The sequence below is a fragment of the Sphingobium sp. B1D7B genome, assembly GCF_025961965.1.
Classification (GTDB): domain Bacteria; phylum Pseudomonadota; class Alphaproteobacteria; order Sphingomonadales; family Sphingomonadaceae; genus Sphingobium.
Map to the genome: position 1 here is coordinate 507,658 of NZ_JAOQOR010000001.1, position 16,232 is coordinate 523,889.

Here is a 16,232-nt window from a genome sequence, read left to right on the forward strand (position 1 = left end):
CGTCCTTCACAGTAACTACGGTCGGGCAGGTCGGGGAAATAACCGCCACCCCCACCCCAACCCCTCCCCTGAAGGGGAGGGGCTAAGTGTTTATAACATCCCCAGTTCCAGCTTGGCTTCGTCGCTCATCTTCTGCGGGTCCCAAGGCGGGTCCCAGACGAGATTGACGTCCACCAGCCCGACGCCAGGCACTGACCCCACGCGCATTTCCACTTCGCCGGGCATCGATTCTGCGACCGGGCAATGCGGCGTCGTGAGCGTCATGGTGACGGCGACATGATTGTCCTCGCCCACCTCGACCCCGTAGATCAGCCCCAGATCGTAGATGTTCACGGGGATTTCCGGATCGAAGATGCTCTTGAGCGCATCGATCACCGCATCATAGGTCGCGCCGCCCGGCTCACCGGCGGGCGCATCGCTGGGCTTCTGGGCGAGAAAGCCCTCCAGATAGTCGCGCTTGCGGGCGACCTTGTCCGAGGCGTTTTCCGCCACGCCGGAAGCATCCTCCACCACATCGCTCACGCGAGCGCGCGGCGGCGGGGCGACGCCTTCGACTTCCTCGGTCCTGATTCTGCTCTCGTCATTCATCCGAATATCGTCCTGACCCGATCGAGGCCACGCAGCAGCGCCTCGATATCGCTTTCATCATTGTAAATCCCGAAGCTGGCCCTCGCCGTCGCCTCGACGCCGAGATGCGCCATGAGCGGCTGCGCGCAGTGATGGCCCGCGCGGATCGCCACGCCGCTCTCATCCAAGATAGTGCCGATGTCGTGGGGATGAACCCCCTCCATCACGAAAGAGACGATTCCCGCCGCATCCTCCGGCCCGAGCAGGCGGATGGTGTTGATGCCGCGCAACGCCTCGCGCGTGCGGGCGACCAGTGCATCCTCATGGGCAGCCATGCGATCGAGCCCGATCGCCTCGACATAATCGATTGCCGCCGCCAGCCCGATCGTCTCGATGATCGCGGGTGTCCCGGCCTCGAACCGCGCGGGGGGCGGTGCATAAGTGGTGCGCGCGAAGGTCACCTTGTCGATCATCGCGCCGCCGCCATGATAAGGCGGCATGGCCTCGAGGATTGCGCCCCGCGCCCACAGCACGCCGATGCCGGTTGGGCCGTACAACTTGTGGCCGGAGAAGAGATAGAAATCGCATCCCAGCGCCTGCACATCGATGGCGAGACGCGGCGCGGCCTGACAGCCATCGACCAGCAGCAGCGCCCCGGCGCCATGGGCAATCTCCGCCGCGCGCCGCACGTCCAGCACGCTGCCGAGCACATTGGAGACATGGGCAAGTGCCACGAGCTTGTGCTCCGGGCGGATCATCGCCGCCATGGCATCCAGATCGATGCGGCCATCCGGCGTAAGCGGCGCGACGTCGATTTGCGCACCGGTCCGCTCGGCAATGAGCTGCCAGGGCACGATATTGCTGTGATGCTCCAGCGTGGAGAGCAGGATGCGGTCGCCGGCCTTGAGATGGGCGCCGCCCCAGCTCTGCGCGACGAGATTGATTCCCTCGGTCGCGCCGCGCACGAACACGATCTCATTCTCGCTCGGCGCGTTGATAAAGCGCGCCACGCGACGGCGCGCGGCCTCGAACGCCAGCGTCATGTCCGCCGACCGCGCGTAGACGCCGCGATGGACCGTCGCATAGTCCGCACCCATTGCCCGCACCGTGGCATCGATCACCGCCTGCGGCTTCTGTGCCGTGGCGGCGGTATCAAGATAGTGCCAGGGCTTGCCGTCAGTGGTGACGAGGCCGGGGAAATCGGCGCGACGGCTGAGGAGCGCGTTCATGGTTGCGGCGGAGGGTGTCTCGACTTCGCTCGACACGAACGGGGTCTTGGTCGTCATCACGCCGATAACTCCAAATAGAGCGCGCGAGCGCGAACCCGAGGCCGGAATAACCCGATCACGCCCACCCTCCCGTTCGTGTCGAGCGAAGTCGAGACACGCCCAGCACCGTCCCTTCCCGTGCTCCTGCGAAGGCAGGAGCCCAGGGCGGCAAGGGCAGTCGGTTGCGCCCTAGGCTCCTGCCTTCGCAGGAGCACGGGGGCGGCAGAGGCCTGCGACCCATTCAGAAGAGCAGCACGCCCCATCATCCCAGTGCCTCCAACCGGCCCCGCGCTACCGTCGCGAACCGCTCGCGCTCGGCCTCGTCGGCCATGTCGTCGAACAGTCCGGCGATGAAGGCTTCGAGCAGCAGCGCCTTGGCGCTTGCCGGATCGATCCCGCGCGAGGCCATGTAGAACAGGGCCGCGGCATCGAGCTGGCCGATGCTGGCGCCATGGGCGCACTTCACGTCATCGGCGAAGATCTCCAGCTCCGGCTTGGCATTGGCCGTGGCGGTGCGGCCGAGCAGCATCGCCTTGAAGCTCTGCGCGGCATCGGTCTTCTGCGCATCGCGCGCGACGCGGATCTGGCCCAGATAATTGGCCGTCGCCTTGCCCGCCGCGATCGCCCGCACGGTCTGTGCACTGGTCGCTTCCGGCTCGGCATGGTTGAGCGTCGTCACCAGCTCGATGGTCTGCGACGCGCCACCGATCAACGCCGCCTTCAGCTCGAAATGCGCATGGCGCGCCAGCGTCACGTCGAAGGTGACACGGCCCAGCGTGCCGCCGCTGTTCAGCAGATGGACGTTGAGCGTGCCGCCCGCGCCGATCTCGACCAGATGATCGCGCACGATGCTCTCGCCGTCCGCGCCATCCTGCAGCAGCGCCAGCGTGCGCACCTCACCGGGAGCGACGACGATCCGCTCGGGCGCGCCTACGGGCCAGACCTGCGCCGCAGCGTCGAGATCGCTATAGCGCCAGGCCTCGTCGCGGCGCCTGGGGAGCGTTGCCGGTGCCATCATGCGCCGCCTCCCGCCCGCTCGGTCGACAGATACGCGCGAATGCGCGCGACCAACGAGGGCCGGGCCTTGTCCACACAGGCACGCACCTCGTCCTGCGACGCCTTGCCCTTGCGCACGCATTGCGTGGTGGCCTTGCACAAGGCCGCGTCGAGCTTGCGCACGCCGGTCGATTCACTCAACCCGCAGTGATATTTGCCCGCTGCGTCACGGGTAATGCCCACCTGGATGCCGCGCAGCCGCTGCGCGATGACGGTGATGTCCTCGTCGGTCGCGCCCTCAATCGGCACAGGCGGCGCGGCGACGGCGCTCTGGGCAAGCACCAAGGCGGCCATCAGACTCATGCCGCGACCACCTCGGCGTAGCCGTCCTTCTCCAGCGCCAGCGCCAGTTCCGGTCCGCCCGATTTCACGATGCGGCCGGCGGCGAGCACGTGCACGAAGTCCGGCTGCACATAATCGAGCAGGCGCTGATAATGGGTGATGAGCAGCACGGCCTTGTCCGGCGCGCGCATGATCGCGTTGATCCCTGCGCCCACGGTCTTGAGCGCATCGATATCGAGGCCGGAATCGGTCTCGTCGAGAATCGCCAGCTTGGGGTCCAATATGCCCATGTGGACCATCTCGGCGCGCTTCTTCTCGCCGCCGGAAAAGCCCACATTCACCGGGCGCTTGAGCATCTCCATGTCCATGCCGAGCAGCGCCGCCTTCTCGCGCGCCAGCCGCAGGAAATCGGCGGCGGACAGCGGCTCTTCCCCGCGGACGCGGCGCTGGCTGTTCAGCGCCTCGCGCAGGAACTGGACATTGGAGACGCCGGGAATCTCGACCGGATATTGGAAGCCGAGGAACAAGCCGGCGGCGGCGCGCTCGTGCGGCGCCATGTCGAGCAGATCGGCACCGTTGAACGAGACGCTGCCCTGCGTCGCTTCATAGCCGGGCCGACCGCCAAGCGTATAGGCCAGCGTGGACTTGCCCGCCCCGTTCGGCCCCATGATCGCATGGATCTCGCCCGCATTGATCGAGAGGCTGAGGCCCTTGAGGATGGCCTTGCCGTCGATTTCGGTGTGGAGATTGTCGATGGTCAGCATCAGCGCGCGCCTTCCTGCTCGTGCTGGCGGATGAGCGTGCGGGCCGTCCAGAAGGCCATGTCACGCACATCGCCGGGGGCGGGGAACAGCGTGTCGATGTGCCGCTTGATCGGCATATAGGGCCACCAGTCGGCGCCAGGCTCCGGTGCGCCCTTCTCCAGCAAGCCCACGACGAACTCGCTCACCGGCCCCATGCGCGCGAGATTGGGCGCCTTGGCCTTGTGGAACGCCTTGTCCGTGCGCAGCCGCTCGGTGAACGTCGCATCGCCCTTGGCCAGCGCCTCGCGGCACTGCGCCTGATAAGCATCGAGATCGCCGAAATCCTTGACGGCACGCGGCTGAAGCTCGCCCTCTTCCAGTTCGTAATCCTCGGTCAGGATGCGGATCGCCGCCGTCCATGACTGGCCGTTGCCGACATCTTCCGCGAAATCGGCGAGGGCATCCTGGATATCGTCTTCGTCGCTCAAAAGTCTCGTTCCTGTACAAGCCCGCTCAGGGAGAGGGTGTTTAATGTTTATCGCCCCGGACGTGATCCGGGGTCCAGCTGCCTTTCGGCGCTGCGTCGTAAGAAGCGGGATGCCGGATCAGGTCCGGCATGACGTGGAAGGACAAGGCAGAGATCACCCCACACTCCCTTCCAGCGAAATCCCCAGCAGCTTCTGTGCTTCCACCGCGAATTCCATCGGCAGTTGCTGGAGTACATCCTTCGCGAAGCCGTTGACGATCAGGCTCACCGCCGCTTCCTGATCCAGCCCGCGCTGCAGGGCGTAGAAGAGCTGATCGTCGCTGATCTTGCTCGTCGTCGCCTCATGCTCGACGATGGCGCTCGGGTTCTTCACCTCGATATAGGGCACGGTGTGGGCGCCGCACTGGTCACCCAGCAGCAGCGAATCGCACTGGGTGAAGTTGCGCGCCCCTTCCGCATTGGCGCTCATCCGCACAAGGCCACGATAGGTGCCATTGGATTTGCCCGCGCTGATGCCTTTGGAGACGATCGTCGAACGGGTGTTCCTGCCGTTGTGGATCATCTTGGTGCCGGTATCGGCCTGCTGGCGATTGTTGGTCACAGCCACCGAGTAGAACTCGCCGACGCTGTTCTCGCCGTTCAGCACGCAGCTGGGATATTTCCACGTGATCGCGCTGCCGGTTTCCACCTGAGTCCAGCTCACCTTGCTATTGCGCCCCTGGCAGAGCGCGCGCTTGGTGACGAAATTGTAGATGCCGCCCTTGCCCTCAGCATCGCCGGGATACCAGTTCTGCACCGTGGAATATTTGATCTCGGCATCGTCGAGCGCGACCAGCTCGACCACGGCAGCGTGGAGCTGATTCTCGTCGCGCTGCGGGGCGGTGCACCCTTCCAGATAGGAGACGTAGCTGCCCTTGTCGGCGACGATCAGCGTCCGCTCGAACTGGCCGGTATTCTCGGCATTGATGCGGAAATAGGTGGAGAGCTCCATCGGGCAGCGGACGCCCTCGGGAATGTAGACGAAGGTGCCATCCGAGAAGACCGCGCAGTTCAACGTGGCGAAGTAATTGTCATGCATCGGCACGACCTTGCCGAGCCACTTCTTCACCAGTTCGGGGAACTCGCGGATCGCCTCGCTGATCGAGCGGAAGATGACGCCGGCTTCCTCCAGCTCCTTGCGGAAGGTGGTCGCAACGGAAACGCTGTCGAACACGGCGTCCACCGCGACCCGGCGCGCGCCCGCGACATTGGCGAGCACCTTCTGCTCCTCGATGGGGATGCCGAGCTTCTCGTAAGTCCGGCGGATTTCCGGATCGAGCTCGTCCAGGCTGCCCAGCTCGACCTTCTTCTTGGGCGCCGCATAATAATAGGCGTCCTGATAATCGATCGGCGGCACGTTGAGTTTCGCCCAATCCGGCGAGTCCATCGTCAGCCAGTGGCGATAGGCCTTGAGCCGCCACTCCAACATCCATTCCGGCTCGTTCTTCTTGGCCGAGATGAAGCGGACGGTGTCCTCGCTCAGGCCCTTGGGCGCGAACTCCTGCTCGATGTCCGAACTGAAGCCCCACTCATAGTCGCTCACCTTCTTGGCGGCAGCGAGCGCATCTTCATTCTTGGGACGGGTATCGACCGGGGCAGTCATTGCACGGACTCCATGGCGGTTGCGCTTGCAGGGCCAGTCAGGCCCGGGGGCGAGAAAGCCGCAACCGGCAGCGTTTCAGGGGAAGCGATGAGATGGGCCAGCGTGACATGCGCCAGCGCATCGCGGACCAGCGCGTTGACGCCGATCCAGTGCGGGCGGATGTCACAGCGCTGCGAGAGGGCGCAGCATTCCGCCCCGTGCGGCTCGAGGCAGCCAGTGAGCGCGATCGGGCCATCCACCGCCTCGATGATGTCGGCCAGCGTGATCGCCGCCGCCGGGCGCGCCAGCTTGATGCCGCCGCCGCTCCCGCGCGTCGCCTTGATCAGTCCGGCCCGGCCGAGCAGGCTCGCAAGCTTCTGTCCCGTCGGCACCGGAATGCCGGCCTTGGCCGAGAGGCTCGCGGCGTTTGCACGCGCGCCACCGCACTGCGAGGCGGCGGTCCGCATCATCAGCACGGCATAATCGGCAAGGCTCGACAGGCGCATATTTGCAAACGACTCTCAAATCGGAGTAAATCGGTCTGATTGCGCAAATGGGCCGGCGCTCGCCGGAAATCAAGCCCGAAAGCAGAGCAATTCGCGACGCGAGCGGCCTCTGTTGCCTTATGCCATCACGGGCGGGCAAGGCGGCAGCGGCTGGCGGGTCAGCTGATCTGGCTCAACCTGGCGATCCCGTCCTTCAGCTCAGCGCGCTTCATCGAGAGGCGAATCACGATGCTGGCCCGCTCGCGCAGCTCGGTGGGCGTGAGGCCCGTGAAATGCTTGATCTCGCGGATGAAATGCGATTGGTCATAGAAGGCATCACCGCTCACTTCCGCCCATTCCAGATCTTCGCGCGCCAGAACCTGGGCACAGCGCAGCGCCCGATACTTTCGCGCCAGATATTTGGGCGGCGCGCCGTACAGGCGGTTGCACCAGCGCGCGAGCTGGCGCGCGGAAAGGCCCGTCGTCTCCTGCAGCACCTCGACCCGGGGCGACTGTTCGTCTGCCAGCCAGCGGTCCACAACCTCGATGAATCTGCGCTCTGCATCCGGGACGGGATGAAGGTGATCGCGGATGAAAGCCCAGAAGATATCTTCCGCGTTGCCAGGATCATCGATCCTCCGCAGCGCTGACAGCATATCGGTCCAGCCAGGGCCGAACCGCGCAGCGAGATCGACCACATCATCGGATGCCGCATCCGCATCGCCGGCCCGCAGCGCCGCCCAGCCCAGCGGCAGAACGGAAACGCCAAACACCTGTAGCGGCCCATGCACATCGAAATGCGTTGCCGCGCTGGTCGCGCCGAGCAGGCAGCATTCAGGGGTCTCCGCCCGGTGCCCGTCCACGAACCGATAGGCACCCGAACCAGCGAGCATGAAGCGAATTTGCGCGAAGTCCGCACGGGTATGGTCCGCCACGCGCGGCTGGTCCGCCGTGAACAGATACATCGCGCCAAAATAGTGGGCCAGATCGACAGGCGGAACGAAGTAGCTGAGCGCTACCATGTCCGCAGTATCGGCAACGGAGAATCTGTGACGCACGCGCGACCCTGACCACTCTCCAGGGAAAGACGAGCCGAAATGTTCGATCGGAAGGACTGGCAGTTCGGCAGGGCCAAGGCCACGCCATCGCGTGCTCCACCCTGACCGACCTTTCGCACAAATCGCTGATGCGGCAAATAAAAAAGCGGCCCGGCAGGCAATATCACCCGCCAGACCGCTAAAGTTCAAGGTCTCTGAGCCAAATGACAAAGAGCCCTTCGGGTCGCAGTCTCGCCGTAACGCGATTCGTTCATCTTGGATTGGACGGAATCGTCATGATAATGCGAATCGCAGCCCGGTGGGGTTCCACGCCACGGCTCCGTCGCGCTGCCCTTTGACCGCTTGACTGAGCGCTGGCATAGCGCGCGGCATGTACCAGAAGCTCCGCCCTCTCCTGTTCGCGCTCGATGCGGAGCGCGCCCATGGCCTCGCCCTTGCCGCGCTGCGCCTGCCGCTCCCCCCTGCGCCGAAGCCGGACCCAATTCTGGCCCAACGCCTGTTCGGACTGGACTTCGCCAGTCCGGTTGGCCTCGCTGCCGGGTTCGACAAGAATGGCGACGTGATTGACCGGGTCGGCGCGCTGGGCTTCGGCTTTGGAGAACTGGGGACGCTGACCCCACGCCCACAGGTCGGCAATCCACGCCCGCGCATTTTCCGGCTGGTCGAGGATGGCGGCATCATCAACCGGCTGGGGTTCAACAATGGCGGGCAACCGGCGGCCTGCGCCCGGCTCGGTCGACGCGGCAAGCCACGGGGGCTGATCATCGGCATCAACATCGGCGCCAACAAGGATACCGAGGACCGCATTGCCGATTATGAGGAAGGCGTGCGGGCCATGAGCCCCCATTGCCATTACCTCACCGTCAATGTGTCCTCGCCCAACACGCCGGGCCTGCGCGCCCTGCAGGACAGGGGCGCGCTCGACGCCCTGCTCGGCCGCGTGATGGCCGCGCGTGCAGAGGACGGACCGCCGATGCTCCTCAAGATCGCACCCGATCTCGAGCCGGCGGACATCGACGACATCGCGGAACTGGCTTTGCAGCACCGCATCGACGGACTGATCGTAACGAACACCACGATCAGCCGCCCGGCCTCCCTCCGCTCCGCCAATGCCGGGGAATCGGGTGGCCTGTCCGGCGCACCGCTGCATGATATGGCCCTTGGCCGCCTGCGCGATTTCCGCCAGCGCCTGGGCGACCGGCTGCCGTTGATCGGCGCCGGTGGCATCCGTACCGCCGAGCAGGCCTATGCCCGCATCCGCGCCGGCGCGAGCCTCATCCAGCTCTATTCGGCGATGGTCTATGAGGGGCCGTATCTGCCCGCGCGCATCAATGCCGGGCTCGCCGATCTCTTGCGCCGGGATGGGTTCACGTCGATCAGCCAGGCCGTCGGGGTCGACACGCGCTGAGGAATTGGCGGCCTCAACGGATCGACATTGCCTTTGCGCTGTTTTTGCGATGAGGTCGCGCCAGACGAACTGAACGGAATTCGCCCATCATGGATGCCAGCCCGCCACCCCGCAAGATCGAGGATCACGCCTTTCTCGCGCTGGTCATCCTCATCACGGTCGCCTTCGCGTTCATTCTGGAGCCTTATTTCCAGGCGATCCTGTGGGGCGTGATCATCGCTATCCTGTTCCAGCCGGTGCATCGCGAGATTCGCGACATCATGCCGCGCTGGCCCAGCGCCGCTGCCGGCCTCACATTGCTGCTCATTATCGCGCTGGTGATCGTGCCCGCGCTGCTGCTCACCATCGCGCTGATTCAGGAAGCGAGCGTTTTCTACGCGCGCATCCAGTCCGGCGAGATCAACTTCGCGCAATTGTTCGATGATCTGCGCGCCAGCATGCCCGCTTGGTCCGAAAGCTGGCTCCAGCGTTACGGGCTCGACAATTTCAATGCCGCGCAAGAGCGGCTGCGCGAAGCGGCGGCAGACAGCTTCCAGTTCGTGGCAGCGCAGGCCGTCAACATCGGCCAGAGTGCGTTCAGCCTGTTCATCGCGTTCACCGTCATGCTCTATCTCACTTATTTCCTGCTGCGCGATGGCGAGACTCTGATGGAGAGCGTGATCAAGCGGACGCCGCTGCGCGATGGCCCGCGCCGGGAATTGCTCCGCCAGTTCGTACTGGTGATCCGCGCGACCGTGAAAGGCAGCATTATCGTCGCCATCGTGCAGGGCTTCATCGGCGGGGTCGTGTTCTGGCTGCTGGGCGTCGAAGGCGCCTTGCTGTGGGGCGTGATGATGGGCTTCTTCTCGCTGTTGCCCGCCGTGGGCACCGGCATCGTCTGGGTGCCGGTCGCGGTCTACCTGCTGGTCAGCGGCGCGCTGGCCCAAGCGCTCATCCTCATCTTCTGCGGCATCTTCGTGATCGGGATGGTGGATAATCTGCTGCGGCCGATCCTCGTCGGGCGGGATACCAGGATGCCGGACTATCTGGTGCTCATCACCACGCTGGGCGGGCTGCAACTGTTCGGCTTCAGCGGGCTGGTGATCGGTCCGGTCATCGCTGCCCTGTTCATCGCCACCTGGAACATCGTGGCCGGGATGCGCGGGCAGGATGAGGCCGCGCTCCCCATCACGGAGCCAGACGACCTGCCGGATGCCGCTTCCGTCCCGGTCGGCGAGGTGGAAGCGCGCTTGCGCACGGATACGGCAGGCACGCAGAAGCCGGCTTCGTCGCCACAAGGCGGTTGACGCTGTCCCGGATCAGGGCTAATGGCCCGGCCTTCGCGCGCCTGCGGCTTCCGCCTGGCGAGTCGGGCCGCGCGCCCAAAAACAGTTTCGAGTTCGAGGAATTTCATGGCCAATACGCCGCAGGCAAAGAAGCGCATTCGTCGCAACGCACGTCGCGCCGAGATCAACGGTAGCCGCATGAGCCGCATCCGCACCCTCGTGAAGAAGGTGGAAGCAGCGGTCGCAGCGGGTGACAAGTCGGCGGCGCAGGCAGCCCTTTCCGCCGCACAGCCCGAGCTGTCGCGTGGCGTGGCCCGTGGCGTGCTCCACAAGAACACCGCCTCGCGCAAGTTCAGCCGCCTGACCAAGAGCGTGGCCGGCCTGGCCTGAGCGCTCTCGCGGATTTCGAGACAAGAACGGCGTCGGACTTTCCGGCGCCTTTTTTGTTGTCCGGACGAGCGGCTGGCCCCGCCCGTCCCTCATGATCAGCCGCGGTTCTCGCGCGCCCGTCAGTCCTGCCCGGCGATCTTGATCTTCTTCCCAAGCAGCGTGCGCACATAGATGCGCTGGACCATCACGAAGACCACCACCGTCAGCGGCGCAGCCAGCAGCATGCCCATGAAGCCGAACAGAAGCCCGGCCGCCACTACCGCGAAGAGCAGCACGGCGGGCGGCACGTCCACGGCCTGTTTCTGAATCATCGGCTGCAGGAAATTGCCCTGCAATTGCTGGATGATGAGGAACACCAGAGTCGTCCACAGGGCAGTCATCGGCGACACGGTGAAGGCGAGCAACACGGCCGGCACGCCCGCGATGATCGGGCCGATCATCGGGATCACATCCAGCAGACCCGCAATGATGCCAAGGCCGCCTGCTGCGGGCACGCCCAGCGCCGCAAGCCCGGCCCAGGTCAACGCCGCCACGACCACCGACGAGACGGCCTGTCCCATCATCCAGCCCCGCAAGCCGCGCACCGCATCATCGAGTGCCTCCCCCAGCGGCCCTTCGGCTCGCCGGGGCATCAGCAAGATGAGACCGCGCCGATAGACGGCGGGATCGCTGGCGATGAAAATGGCGCCAACGAACAGCAGCACCAGATTGGCGATGCCATTGCCCGCCGTGAGCGCATAACCGCCGGCCTGAGAGAGAAGATTGGAGAGGTCGCCCTGCCCCTGCTCGATCAGGTCGCGGGTGGCGTCGCCGAGGCCAAACCGCTCCAGCAGCGCCTGCACCTGATCGATGGCGGGCGGAATGCTGTCCCGGATGGTGTCGAATTCGCCCACGATCTGCGTGCCGAACAGCGTGAAAGCGCCGGTGATGACCGCGAGCAGCGTCACCACCGCGAGTGCCAGTCCCAGTCCGCGCGGCAGCTTTGGGATGCGGCAGATGACGCGGGTTATGGCATCGAGAATGGCCGCCAACACCAAAGCCGCGAAGACCAGCAGCAGCAGGCCGGACATTTTGACGAACAGCCACGCAGTGCCCACGACCGCCAGAATGATCACGGTCGCCATGGCCATCCGCGCGCCCGGACCTTGCCGTTCGCGCGGTGCCTGATCCGCCTCGCGCTGCTGAACTGTCATGACATCCCCCTTATCGTTCGCCGCCAGCTTAGTGCCTCGCGGTGTCTGCGCAATGTGCCGTTGGGCTCCGCTCACCAGCCGAAGCGCGATGCCCCGCTTGCCAAAGGGCCAGCCGAAACGGTCTGCAGGCGTCGGTAACGCGCTTCTATCAGGCTGAACATGCCAAAGCCGAGCAAGCCGATGGCAATCAGGATGTCCCACGGATTAGTCAGCCAGGCGAGCGCGTCCGACATGCCCCCGGCCTCGCTCGCCTGAGAATCCAGCCCCGCAGAGACCAGAAAGCCGCCGGTGATCAGGAAGATCGCCCCACGCGCCGCATAGCCCAGTCGACCGGTCCATTGTGCCCAGGCCTTGCGCGCGATCTGCGGTTCCAGATGCTTCAAGTAGCTGCACTTGGCGGCCTTGAAGAGCTGATACAGCCCCGTACAGATCAGGATCAGGCCGCCGATGATGAGCAGGATAAAGCCACCGGGCAGTTGGAGGGCGCTCTGTGCGCCTTCCTCCGTCCCGCCGCCCGAGCCACCGGAGGTGCCCTGCATCAACCGGATCGCCTGCCACGCCAGAAACAGGTGGATCAGGCCGCTCGCCGCCGCGCCCACGCGGCTGATCTTGCCCTTGGTATCGTCATCATGCTGCTCGATGTTGAAGGCGGCATCCGACAGCCGCCAGAGCCCATAGCCGATCAATCCCGCCGCCATCAGGCCGAGGAGTATCATGCCGCCACCATCGCCGAGATATTCAAGCGCGCCCGACGGGTCCTCGGCCCGCCCGGCCCGCAACACGAGAAAGGCAATGACGATGTATAGCGCGCCACGGGTCGCGAAGCCGGCGCGCGCGAGCATCGTCAGTCTGGCTCCGGTATCCATGTGCGCATCTCCCTGTTCACCGACGCTAACGATCAGGGCGCGGCGACGTTCCGCGCCGATGCGTCGATCGGATCAGGTCCGCTCGATCGGGAAAGGTCGCTCATGAGGGAGGCCTTGGACCATGCAACGGTCAGGCGGTGGTGGTACGTTTGTCCATGGGTGACACGTCGACCGAATTGAAGGTCTTCTGGGAATGGCCGCCGACGAACACGCCGTCGATGGGCGAGATGTCCGAATAATCCCGGCCCATGCCGACAACGAGATGATCGCCATTGGCGAGCACGCCGTTGGTGGGATCGATCCCCACCCAGCCGCGCAGCGGGCCACACCACAAGGCCACCCAGGCGTGCATCGCATCCGCGCCGACCAGTCGCGCCTGCCCCGGCGGCGGATCGGTGCGCAGATAGCCGCTCACATAGCCCGCGGGCAAACCGGCGGCGCGCAGGGCGACGATGAGGATGTGCGCGAAATCCTGGCAGACGCCGCGCCGGATCGAGAAGGCCTCGGCCACCGGCGTATCGGCCTCGGTCGCCTTGGTGTCGTAATGGAAACTCGCCTGAATGTGCCGGGCCAGCGCCAGTGCCGCGCTCAGGCAGTCCGCATCGGGCGCCAGGTGCGGCCGCGCCCAGGCGGCGATCTGCGGCACGAGTGGTAGCAAGCGGGATGGGAAGATATAGGTCACGGGGGACATCGGCCCGACATCCATGACGGCTAGCGCCGCCTGCGCCACCTTCGTCACGCTCATCTGGGCGCCAAGCAGATCCAGCTCGGCCTCGCTCACATCGGCAATGAAGGTGGAGCGCACTTCCAGCGAGGCCACCGGCTTGAGCATCTCGATGCGGGTGAGGTTGAACGGATAGGCACCGACGCGCTCCTGGCGCACGTCGGGCACAGGATCGACGATGAGGCGATAGTCCCGCACCTGCTGACCCGGCCATGCGATGGGCGCGAGCCGCAAATTGAAATGCGCCAGCCGCACGGGCGGATCATAATCGACGCGGATGATGTGGCTGACCCGATATCTCATCGCCTGTTATACATCCGCCTCATCTATGCCAGCCGCGTCATGCCGGAGGCGCGCGGCGCATCCTCGCCCTTGAGGAAGAAGCGATCATCGATCCGGTCGGAGAGATCGAGCAGCGCCGTCTCGATGACCTCCAGATCGCGCGCCGTGAGCATCTCGGCCGAGGCGGCATGCAGACGGGCAGAGAGCGCCAGGGCGAGTTGCACCGGCGGCTCGGGCATCCCGTCGTCGCGCAGCGTCGGCAGGGCGCGGAGATGATCGAGAATCGCATCGACCTGAAAAGCCAGCGACCGCGGATTGCCCGGCTCCAGCAGCAGCATGTCGCGCACCGGCGCCAGCGCCAGACCGGAGAGGTAGCGGGTCCGATAGCTGATCTGGCAATCGCACAGATCCAGAAACAGATTGAGATCGTGCCCATTGGCATCGTCTCCGGCAAAGGTGCGCGCCAGCCGGCACAGATGGATCGCGCGTTCGAGCCGCCGGCCCAGCTCCAGGAAACGCCAGCCCGCACCGCGCACCATATTCTCGGCAGACAGGCCGGAGAGCGCCGCGCAACGATCCAGCAGCCGCGCGACATGCGCCATGAGCTGCGACTCGCGCGCTTCGCTCACCCGGTCGATCTGGCGGCTGAGCAGGCGCCAGAAGTCCACCGCCAGCCGCTCGCGAAGGCCGCGACCGATCGCTTCGGCCGCCTCGAACAGGGATTGGACGCTACCCGGCATCTCCGGATCGCTGAGTGCATGGACGCAAAGCTTGCCGGTGCCTTCACCCAGCTTGTCCTTGCGGGCGCTGCCCCAGGCAACCAGCGTATCGGCCACGCGGCCGAGCGTCGGGCGGTCGAGCGCGGAGGCTGCCTCGCCTTCGATACTGCCGCCGATCAGCACGCGGATCATCCGCAGCACCATTTCGCCACGCTCCAGATAGCGCGCGAGCCAGAAGAAATTATCCGCAGCCTTGCTGGGCAGCGTGCCCGCGACCCGGCGAATGGCGACTGGCGCACCGCTGTCGAGCGTGACCACTGCCGTCTGCGGTTCATCAGCGACAATACAGACGTCGGCGGACATGTCGCCCTGCCCCATCAGCACCGCCCGCATGTCATCATGCGCTGCGAGCCGCGCAAACCCGCCCGGCATCGCCCGCCACTGGCCATGCGCGTCGCGGGCGAGGAAGGCGCGCAGGATGAACGGGCGGGGCAGCAGCACGCCATCGACCAGCGCCGGCGTGGTGGACAATTGCACCAGCTCCTGCCCGATATAATCCATCGGGCGCTGCTCCAGCTCGGCGAGGAACGCGGCATTCTCGGCAGGGCTGAGGCGCGAGGCCAGGCGCGCGCGGCCATGGGGGATCGCCGGCACCGGCAAGCCGAAGGCAGAGCCGATGGCCAACCGGTCCGCCTGCTCGCGGACATGGGCGCGCTCCTTCGCCTGCCCGCACCACCATGTCGCGACATTGGGAATGCGCAAAGGCTCGCCGAGCAACTTGCGGCAGAGGCGCGGCAGGAAGGCGGCGAGCGCCGGCGTCTCCAGTACCCCGGCGCCGGGCCAGTTGGCGATGACGAGGCCGCCGTGGCGCATCGCCTCGAAAATATCTGGCACGCCGATGGTCGAGCGCGAATCGAATGCCAGCGGGTCGAGCAGGTCCGTGCCCATCCGCCGCCACAGCCCATCGACCCGCTTCACGCCCTCGACGGTGCGGACGTAAAGCTGCCCGTCGCGCACGGTGAGATCCTGCCCCTCGACCAGCAGGATGCCGAGATAGCGCGCGAGGTGCGCCTGCTCGGCATAGCTCTGATTGTAGCGCCCCTGCGTCAGCAGCGCGATGCGCGGATCGGGCCGGGCACAGATGGCGGCGAGGCCTTGCCGGAAATCGGAGAAGAAGGGTGCCAGCCGCACGAAATTGACGATGCCGAGCGCATCGTCCGTCGCGCGCGTCATCGCGAGGCGGTTTTCCAGCGCATAGCCGGCGCCGACGGGCGTGCGCACATAATCCGCCAGCACCCGCCATTCGCCATCCGGCCCGCGCGCCAGATCGACCGCGTAGAATTGCAGCCGGTGGCCGCGCGGCGGCGGCAGGCCGCGCATCTGCCGCCAATAATCCGGCGCCCCGGCCACGATCGCCGCCGGCAGTTCGCCGCTGGCGACAAGGCTGCACGCGCCATAGAGGTCATCGAGCACATGCTCGAGCAGATCGGCCCGCTGCGCCAGACCCGCCTCGATGCCCTGCCACTGCGTCGCGTGGATCAGCATCGGCACGGGACTGAGCGGCCAGACGCGCTCCTCGACCTCACCGGTCAGGCGAAAGGCCATGCCGAGATCGACAACCTGCTGATCGGCCCGGGCCTGCAGACCGGCGAAGCCGCCCCGCGCGGCGCTGGCAATGGCACCGAACATCGCTTCCCAGCGATGCGCCATGGCAGGATCGCCCTGCGCCGCGAGCATGAGGTCACCGCGCCCGGCTTCCCGCGCATAGCGCGCGAGGGCCTGGCCGATGTCCTCTTCCCCGGCAGTCATGGCAAGCGA

General features: G+C 65.8%; 16 protein-coding genes. 3 read left to right on the forward strand and 13 right to left on the reverse strand.

Annotated elements, in window-relative coordinates; genetic code table 11:
- Positions 1-90: 90 nt before the first annotated feature.
- The 9 genes from M2336_RS02310 to M2336_RS02350 all read right to left on the reverse strand — a co-directional run bounded on the left by M2336_RS02310 (position 91) and on the right by M2336_RS02350 (position 7,567).
- Positions 91-588, reverse strand: a complete 498-nt coding sequence (locus M2336_RS02310; RefSeq protein WP_181558413.1) for an SUF system Fe-S cluster assembly protein — start codon at positions 586-588, stop codon at positions 91-93.
- Positions 585-1,796, reverse strand: coding sequence for a cysteine desulfurase (locus M2336_RS02315; protein WP_264593239.1), 1,212 nt, complete (start codon positions 1,794-1,796; stop codon positions 585-587). The genes M2336_RS02310 and M2336_RS02315 overlap by 4 nt, the downstream gene beginning before the upstream one ends.
- Before the next feature lie 301 nt (positions 1,797-2,097).
- The gene (locus tag M2336_RS02320; protein WP_264593240.1) at positions 2,098-2,850 is read right to left on the reverse strand and encodes a SufD family Fe-S cluster assembly protein; all 753 of its coding nucleotides are present in this window, start codon (positions 2,848-2,850) and stop codon (positions 2,098-2,100) included.
- On the reverse strand, positions 2,850-3,194 hold the full coding sequence (locus tag M2336_RS02325) for a hypothetical protein (protein ID WP_264592528.1): 345 nt from the start codon (positions 3,192-3,194) through the stop codon (positions 2,850-2,852). The genes M2336_RS02320 and M2336_RS02325 overlap by 1 nt, the downstream gene beginning before the upstream one ends.
- Positions 3,191-3,937 carry a Fe-S cluster assembly ATPase SufC gene (gene sufC / locus M2336_RS02330; protein ID WP_264592529.1) on the reverse strand — a complete coding sequence of 249 codons (747 nt, stop codon included), beginning with the start codon at positions 3,935-3,937 and terminating at the stop codon, positions 3,191-3,193. Before sufC ends, M2336_RS02325 begins: the two co-directional genes overlap by 4 nt.
- Complete coding sequence (locus M2336_RS02335) at positions 3,937-4,404, reverse strand: hypothetical protein (RefSeq protein WP_181558410.1); 468 nt, start codon at positions 4,402-4,404, stop codon at positions 3,937-3,939. Before M2336_RS02335 ends, sufC begins: the two co-directional genes overlap by 1 nt.
- A 153-nt stretch (positions 4,405-4,557) precedes the next feature.
- On the reverse strand, positions 4,558-6,045 hold the full coding sequence (gene sufB, locus M2336_RS02340) for a Fe-S cluster assembly protein SufB (protein ID WP_264573822.1): 1,488 nt from the start codon (positions 6,043-6,045) through the stop codon (positions 4,558-4,560).
- On the reverse strand, positions 6,042-6,530 hold the full coding sequence (locus M2336_RS02345; RefSeq protein ID WP_264592530.1) for an RrF2 family transcriptional regulator: 489 nt from the start codon (positions 6,528-6,530) through the stop codon (positions 6,042-6,044). The genes sufB and M2336_RS02345 overlap by 4 nt, the downstream gene beginning before the upstream one ends.
- Positions 6,531-6,688: 158 nt before the next feature.
- Entirely contained in the window at positions 6,689-7,567 is an 879-nt protein-coding gene (locus M2336_RS02350) for an AraC family transcriptional regulator (protein WP_264573824.1), read from the reverse strand.
- 370 nt (positions 7,568-7,937) lie between these two features.
- On the opposite strand from M2336_RS02350, the gene M2336_RS02355 reads away from it, so the two are divergent.
- The 3 genes from M2336_RS02355 (at position 7,938) to rpsT (ending at position 10,630) form a co-directional block, all read left to right on the forward strand.
- Complete coding sequence (locus M2336_RS02355; protein ID WP_264573825.1) at positions 7,938-8,975, forward strand: quinone-dependent dihydroorotate dehydrogenase; 1,038 nt, start codon at positions 7,938-7,940, stop codon at positions 8,973-8,975.
- Between the two features lie 89 nt (positions 8,976-9,064).
- On the forward strand, positions 9,065-10,261 hold the full coding sequence (locus tag M2336_RS02360) for an AI-2E family transporter (RefSeq protein WP_264573826.1): 1,197 nt from the start codon (positions 9,065-9,067) through the stop codon (positions 10,259-10,261).
- A 105-nt stretch (positions 10,262-10,366) separates the two neighbouring features.
- Positions 10,367-10,630 (forward strand): 30S ribosomal protein S20, encoded by a 264-nt coding sequence (gene rpsT, locus M2336_RS02365; RefSeq protein WP_181558404.1) that lies wholly within the window; start codon positions 10,367-10,369, stop codon positions 10,628-10,630.
- 119 nt (positions 10,631-10,749) lie between these two features.
- Here rpsT and M2336_RS02370 read toward each other — a convergent pair whose 3' ends face one another.
- From M2336_RS02370 to M2336_RS02385, 4 genes are all read right to left on the reverse strand, one after another.
- On the reverse strand, positions 10,750-11,823 hold the full coding sequence (locus tag M2336_RS02370; RefSeq protein WP_264592531.1) for an AI-2E family transporter: 1,074 nt from the start codon (positions 11,821-11,823) through the stop codon (positions 10,750-10,752).
- A 71-nt stretch (positions 11,824-11,894) separates the two neighbouring features.
- Positions 11,895-12,689, reverse strand: a complete 795-nt coding sequence (locus M2336_RS02375; protein WP_264573828.1) for a DUF1206 domain-containing protein — start codon at positions 12,687-12,689, stop codon at positions 11,895-11,897.
- A 130-nt stretch (positions 12,690-12,819) separates the two neighbouring features.
- Positions 12,820-13,716 carry a transglutaminase family protein gene (locus M2336_RS02380; protein WP_264573829.1) on the reverse strand — a complete coding sequence of 299 codons (897 nt, stop codon included), beginning with the start codon at positions 13,714-13,716 and terminating at the stop codon, positions 12,820-12,822.
- Positions 13,717-13,739: 23 nt separating this feature from the next.
- Positions 13,740-16,223 (reverse strand): circularly permuted type 2 ATP-grasp protein, encoded by a 2,484-nt coding sequence (locus tag M2336_RS02385; RefSeq protein ID WP_264573830.1) that lies wholly within the window; start codon positions 16,221-16,223, stop codon positions 13,740-13,742.
- Positions 16,224-16,232 lie beyond the last annotated feature (9 nt).

Coding starts and splice junctions, on each gene's coding strand:
- M2336_RS02320 (WP_264593240.1), bottom strand. CDS start 2,850: ATGGCACCGGCAACGCTCCCCAGGCGCCGCGACGAGGCCTGGCGCTAT.
- M2336_RS02380 (WP_264573829.1), bottom strand. CDS start 13,716: ATGAGATATCGGGTCAGCCACATCATCCGCGTCGATTATGATCCGCCC.
- sufC (WP_264592529.1), bottom strand. CDS start 3,937: ATGCTGACCATCGACAATCTCCACACCGAAATCGACGGCAAGGCCATC.
- M2336_RS02370 (WP_264592531.1), bottom strand. CDS start 11,823: ATGACAGTTCAGCAGCGCGAGGCGGATCAGGCACCGCGCGAACGGCAA.
- M2336_RS02325 (WP_264592528.1), bottom strand. CDS start 3,194: ATGAGTCTGATGGCCGCCTTGGTGCTTGCCCAGAGCGCCGTCGCCGCG.
- M2336_RS02310 (WP_181558413.1), bottom strand. CDS start 588: ATGAATGACGAGAGCAGAATCAGGACCGAGGAAGTCGAAGGCGTCGCC.
- M2336_RS02385 (WP_264573830.1), bottom strand. CDS start 16,223: ATGACTGCCGGGGAAGAGGACATCGGCCAGGCCCTCGCGCGCTATGCG.
- M2336_RS02375 (WP_264573828.1), bottom strand. CDS start 12,689: ATGGATACCGGAGCCAGACTGACGATGCTCGCGCGCGCCGGCTTCGCG.
- M2336_RS02315 (WP_264593239.1), bottom strand. CDS start 1,796: ATGAACGCGCTCCTCAGCCGTCGCGCCGATTTCCCCGGCCTCGTCACC.
- M2336_RS02360 (WP_264573826.1), top strand. CDS start 9,065: ATGGATGCCAGCCCGCCACCCCGCAAGATCGAGGATCACGCCTTTCTC.
- rpsT (WP_181558404.1), top strand. CDS start 10,367: ATGGCCAATACGCCGCAGGCAAAGAAGCGCATTCGTCGCAACGCACGT.
- M2336_RS02355 (WP_264573825.1), top strand. CDS start 7,938: ATGTACCAGAAGCTCCGCCCTCTCCTGTTCGCGCTCGATGCGGAGCGC.
- sufB (WP_264573822.1), bottom strand. CDS start 6,045: ATGACTGCCCCGGTCGATACCCGTCCCAAGAATGAAGATGCGCTCGCT.
- M2336_RS02345 (WP_264592530.1), bottom strand. CDS start 6,530: ATGCGCCTGTCGAGCCTTGCCGATTATGCCGTGCTGATGATGCGGACC.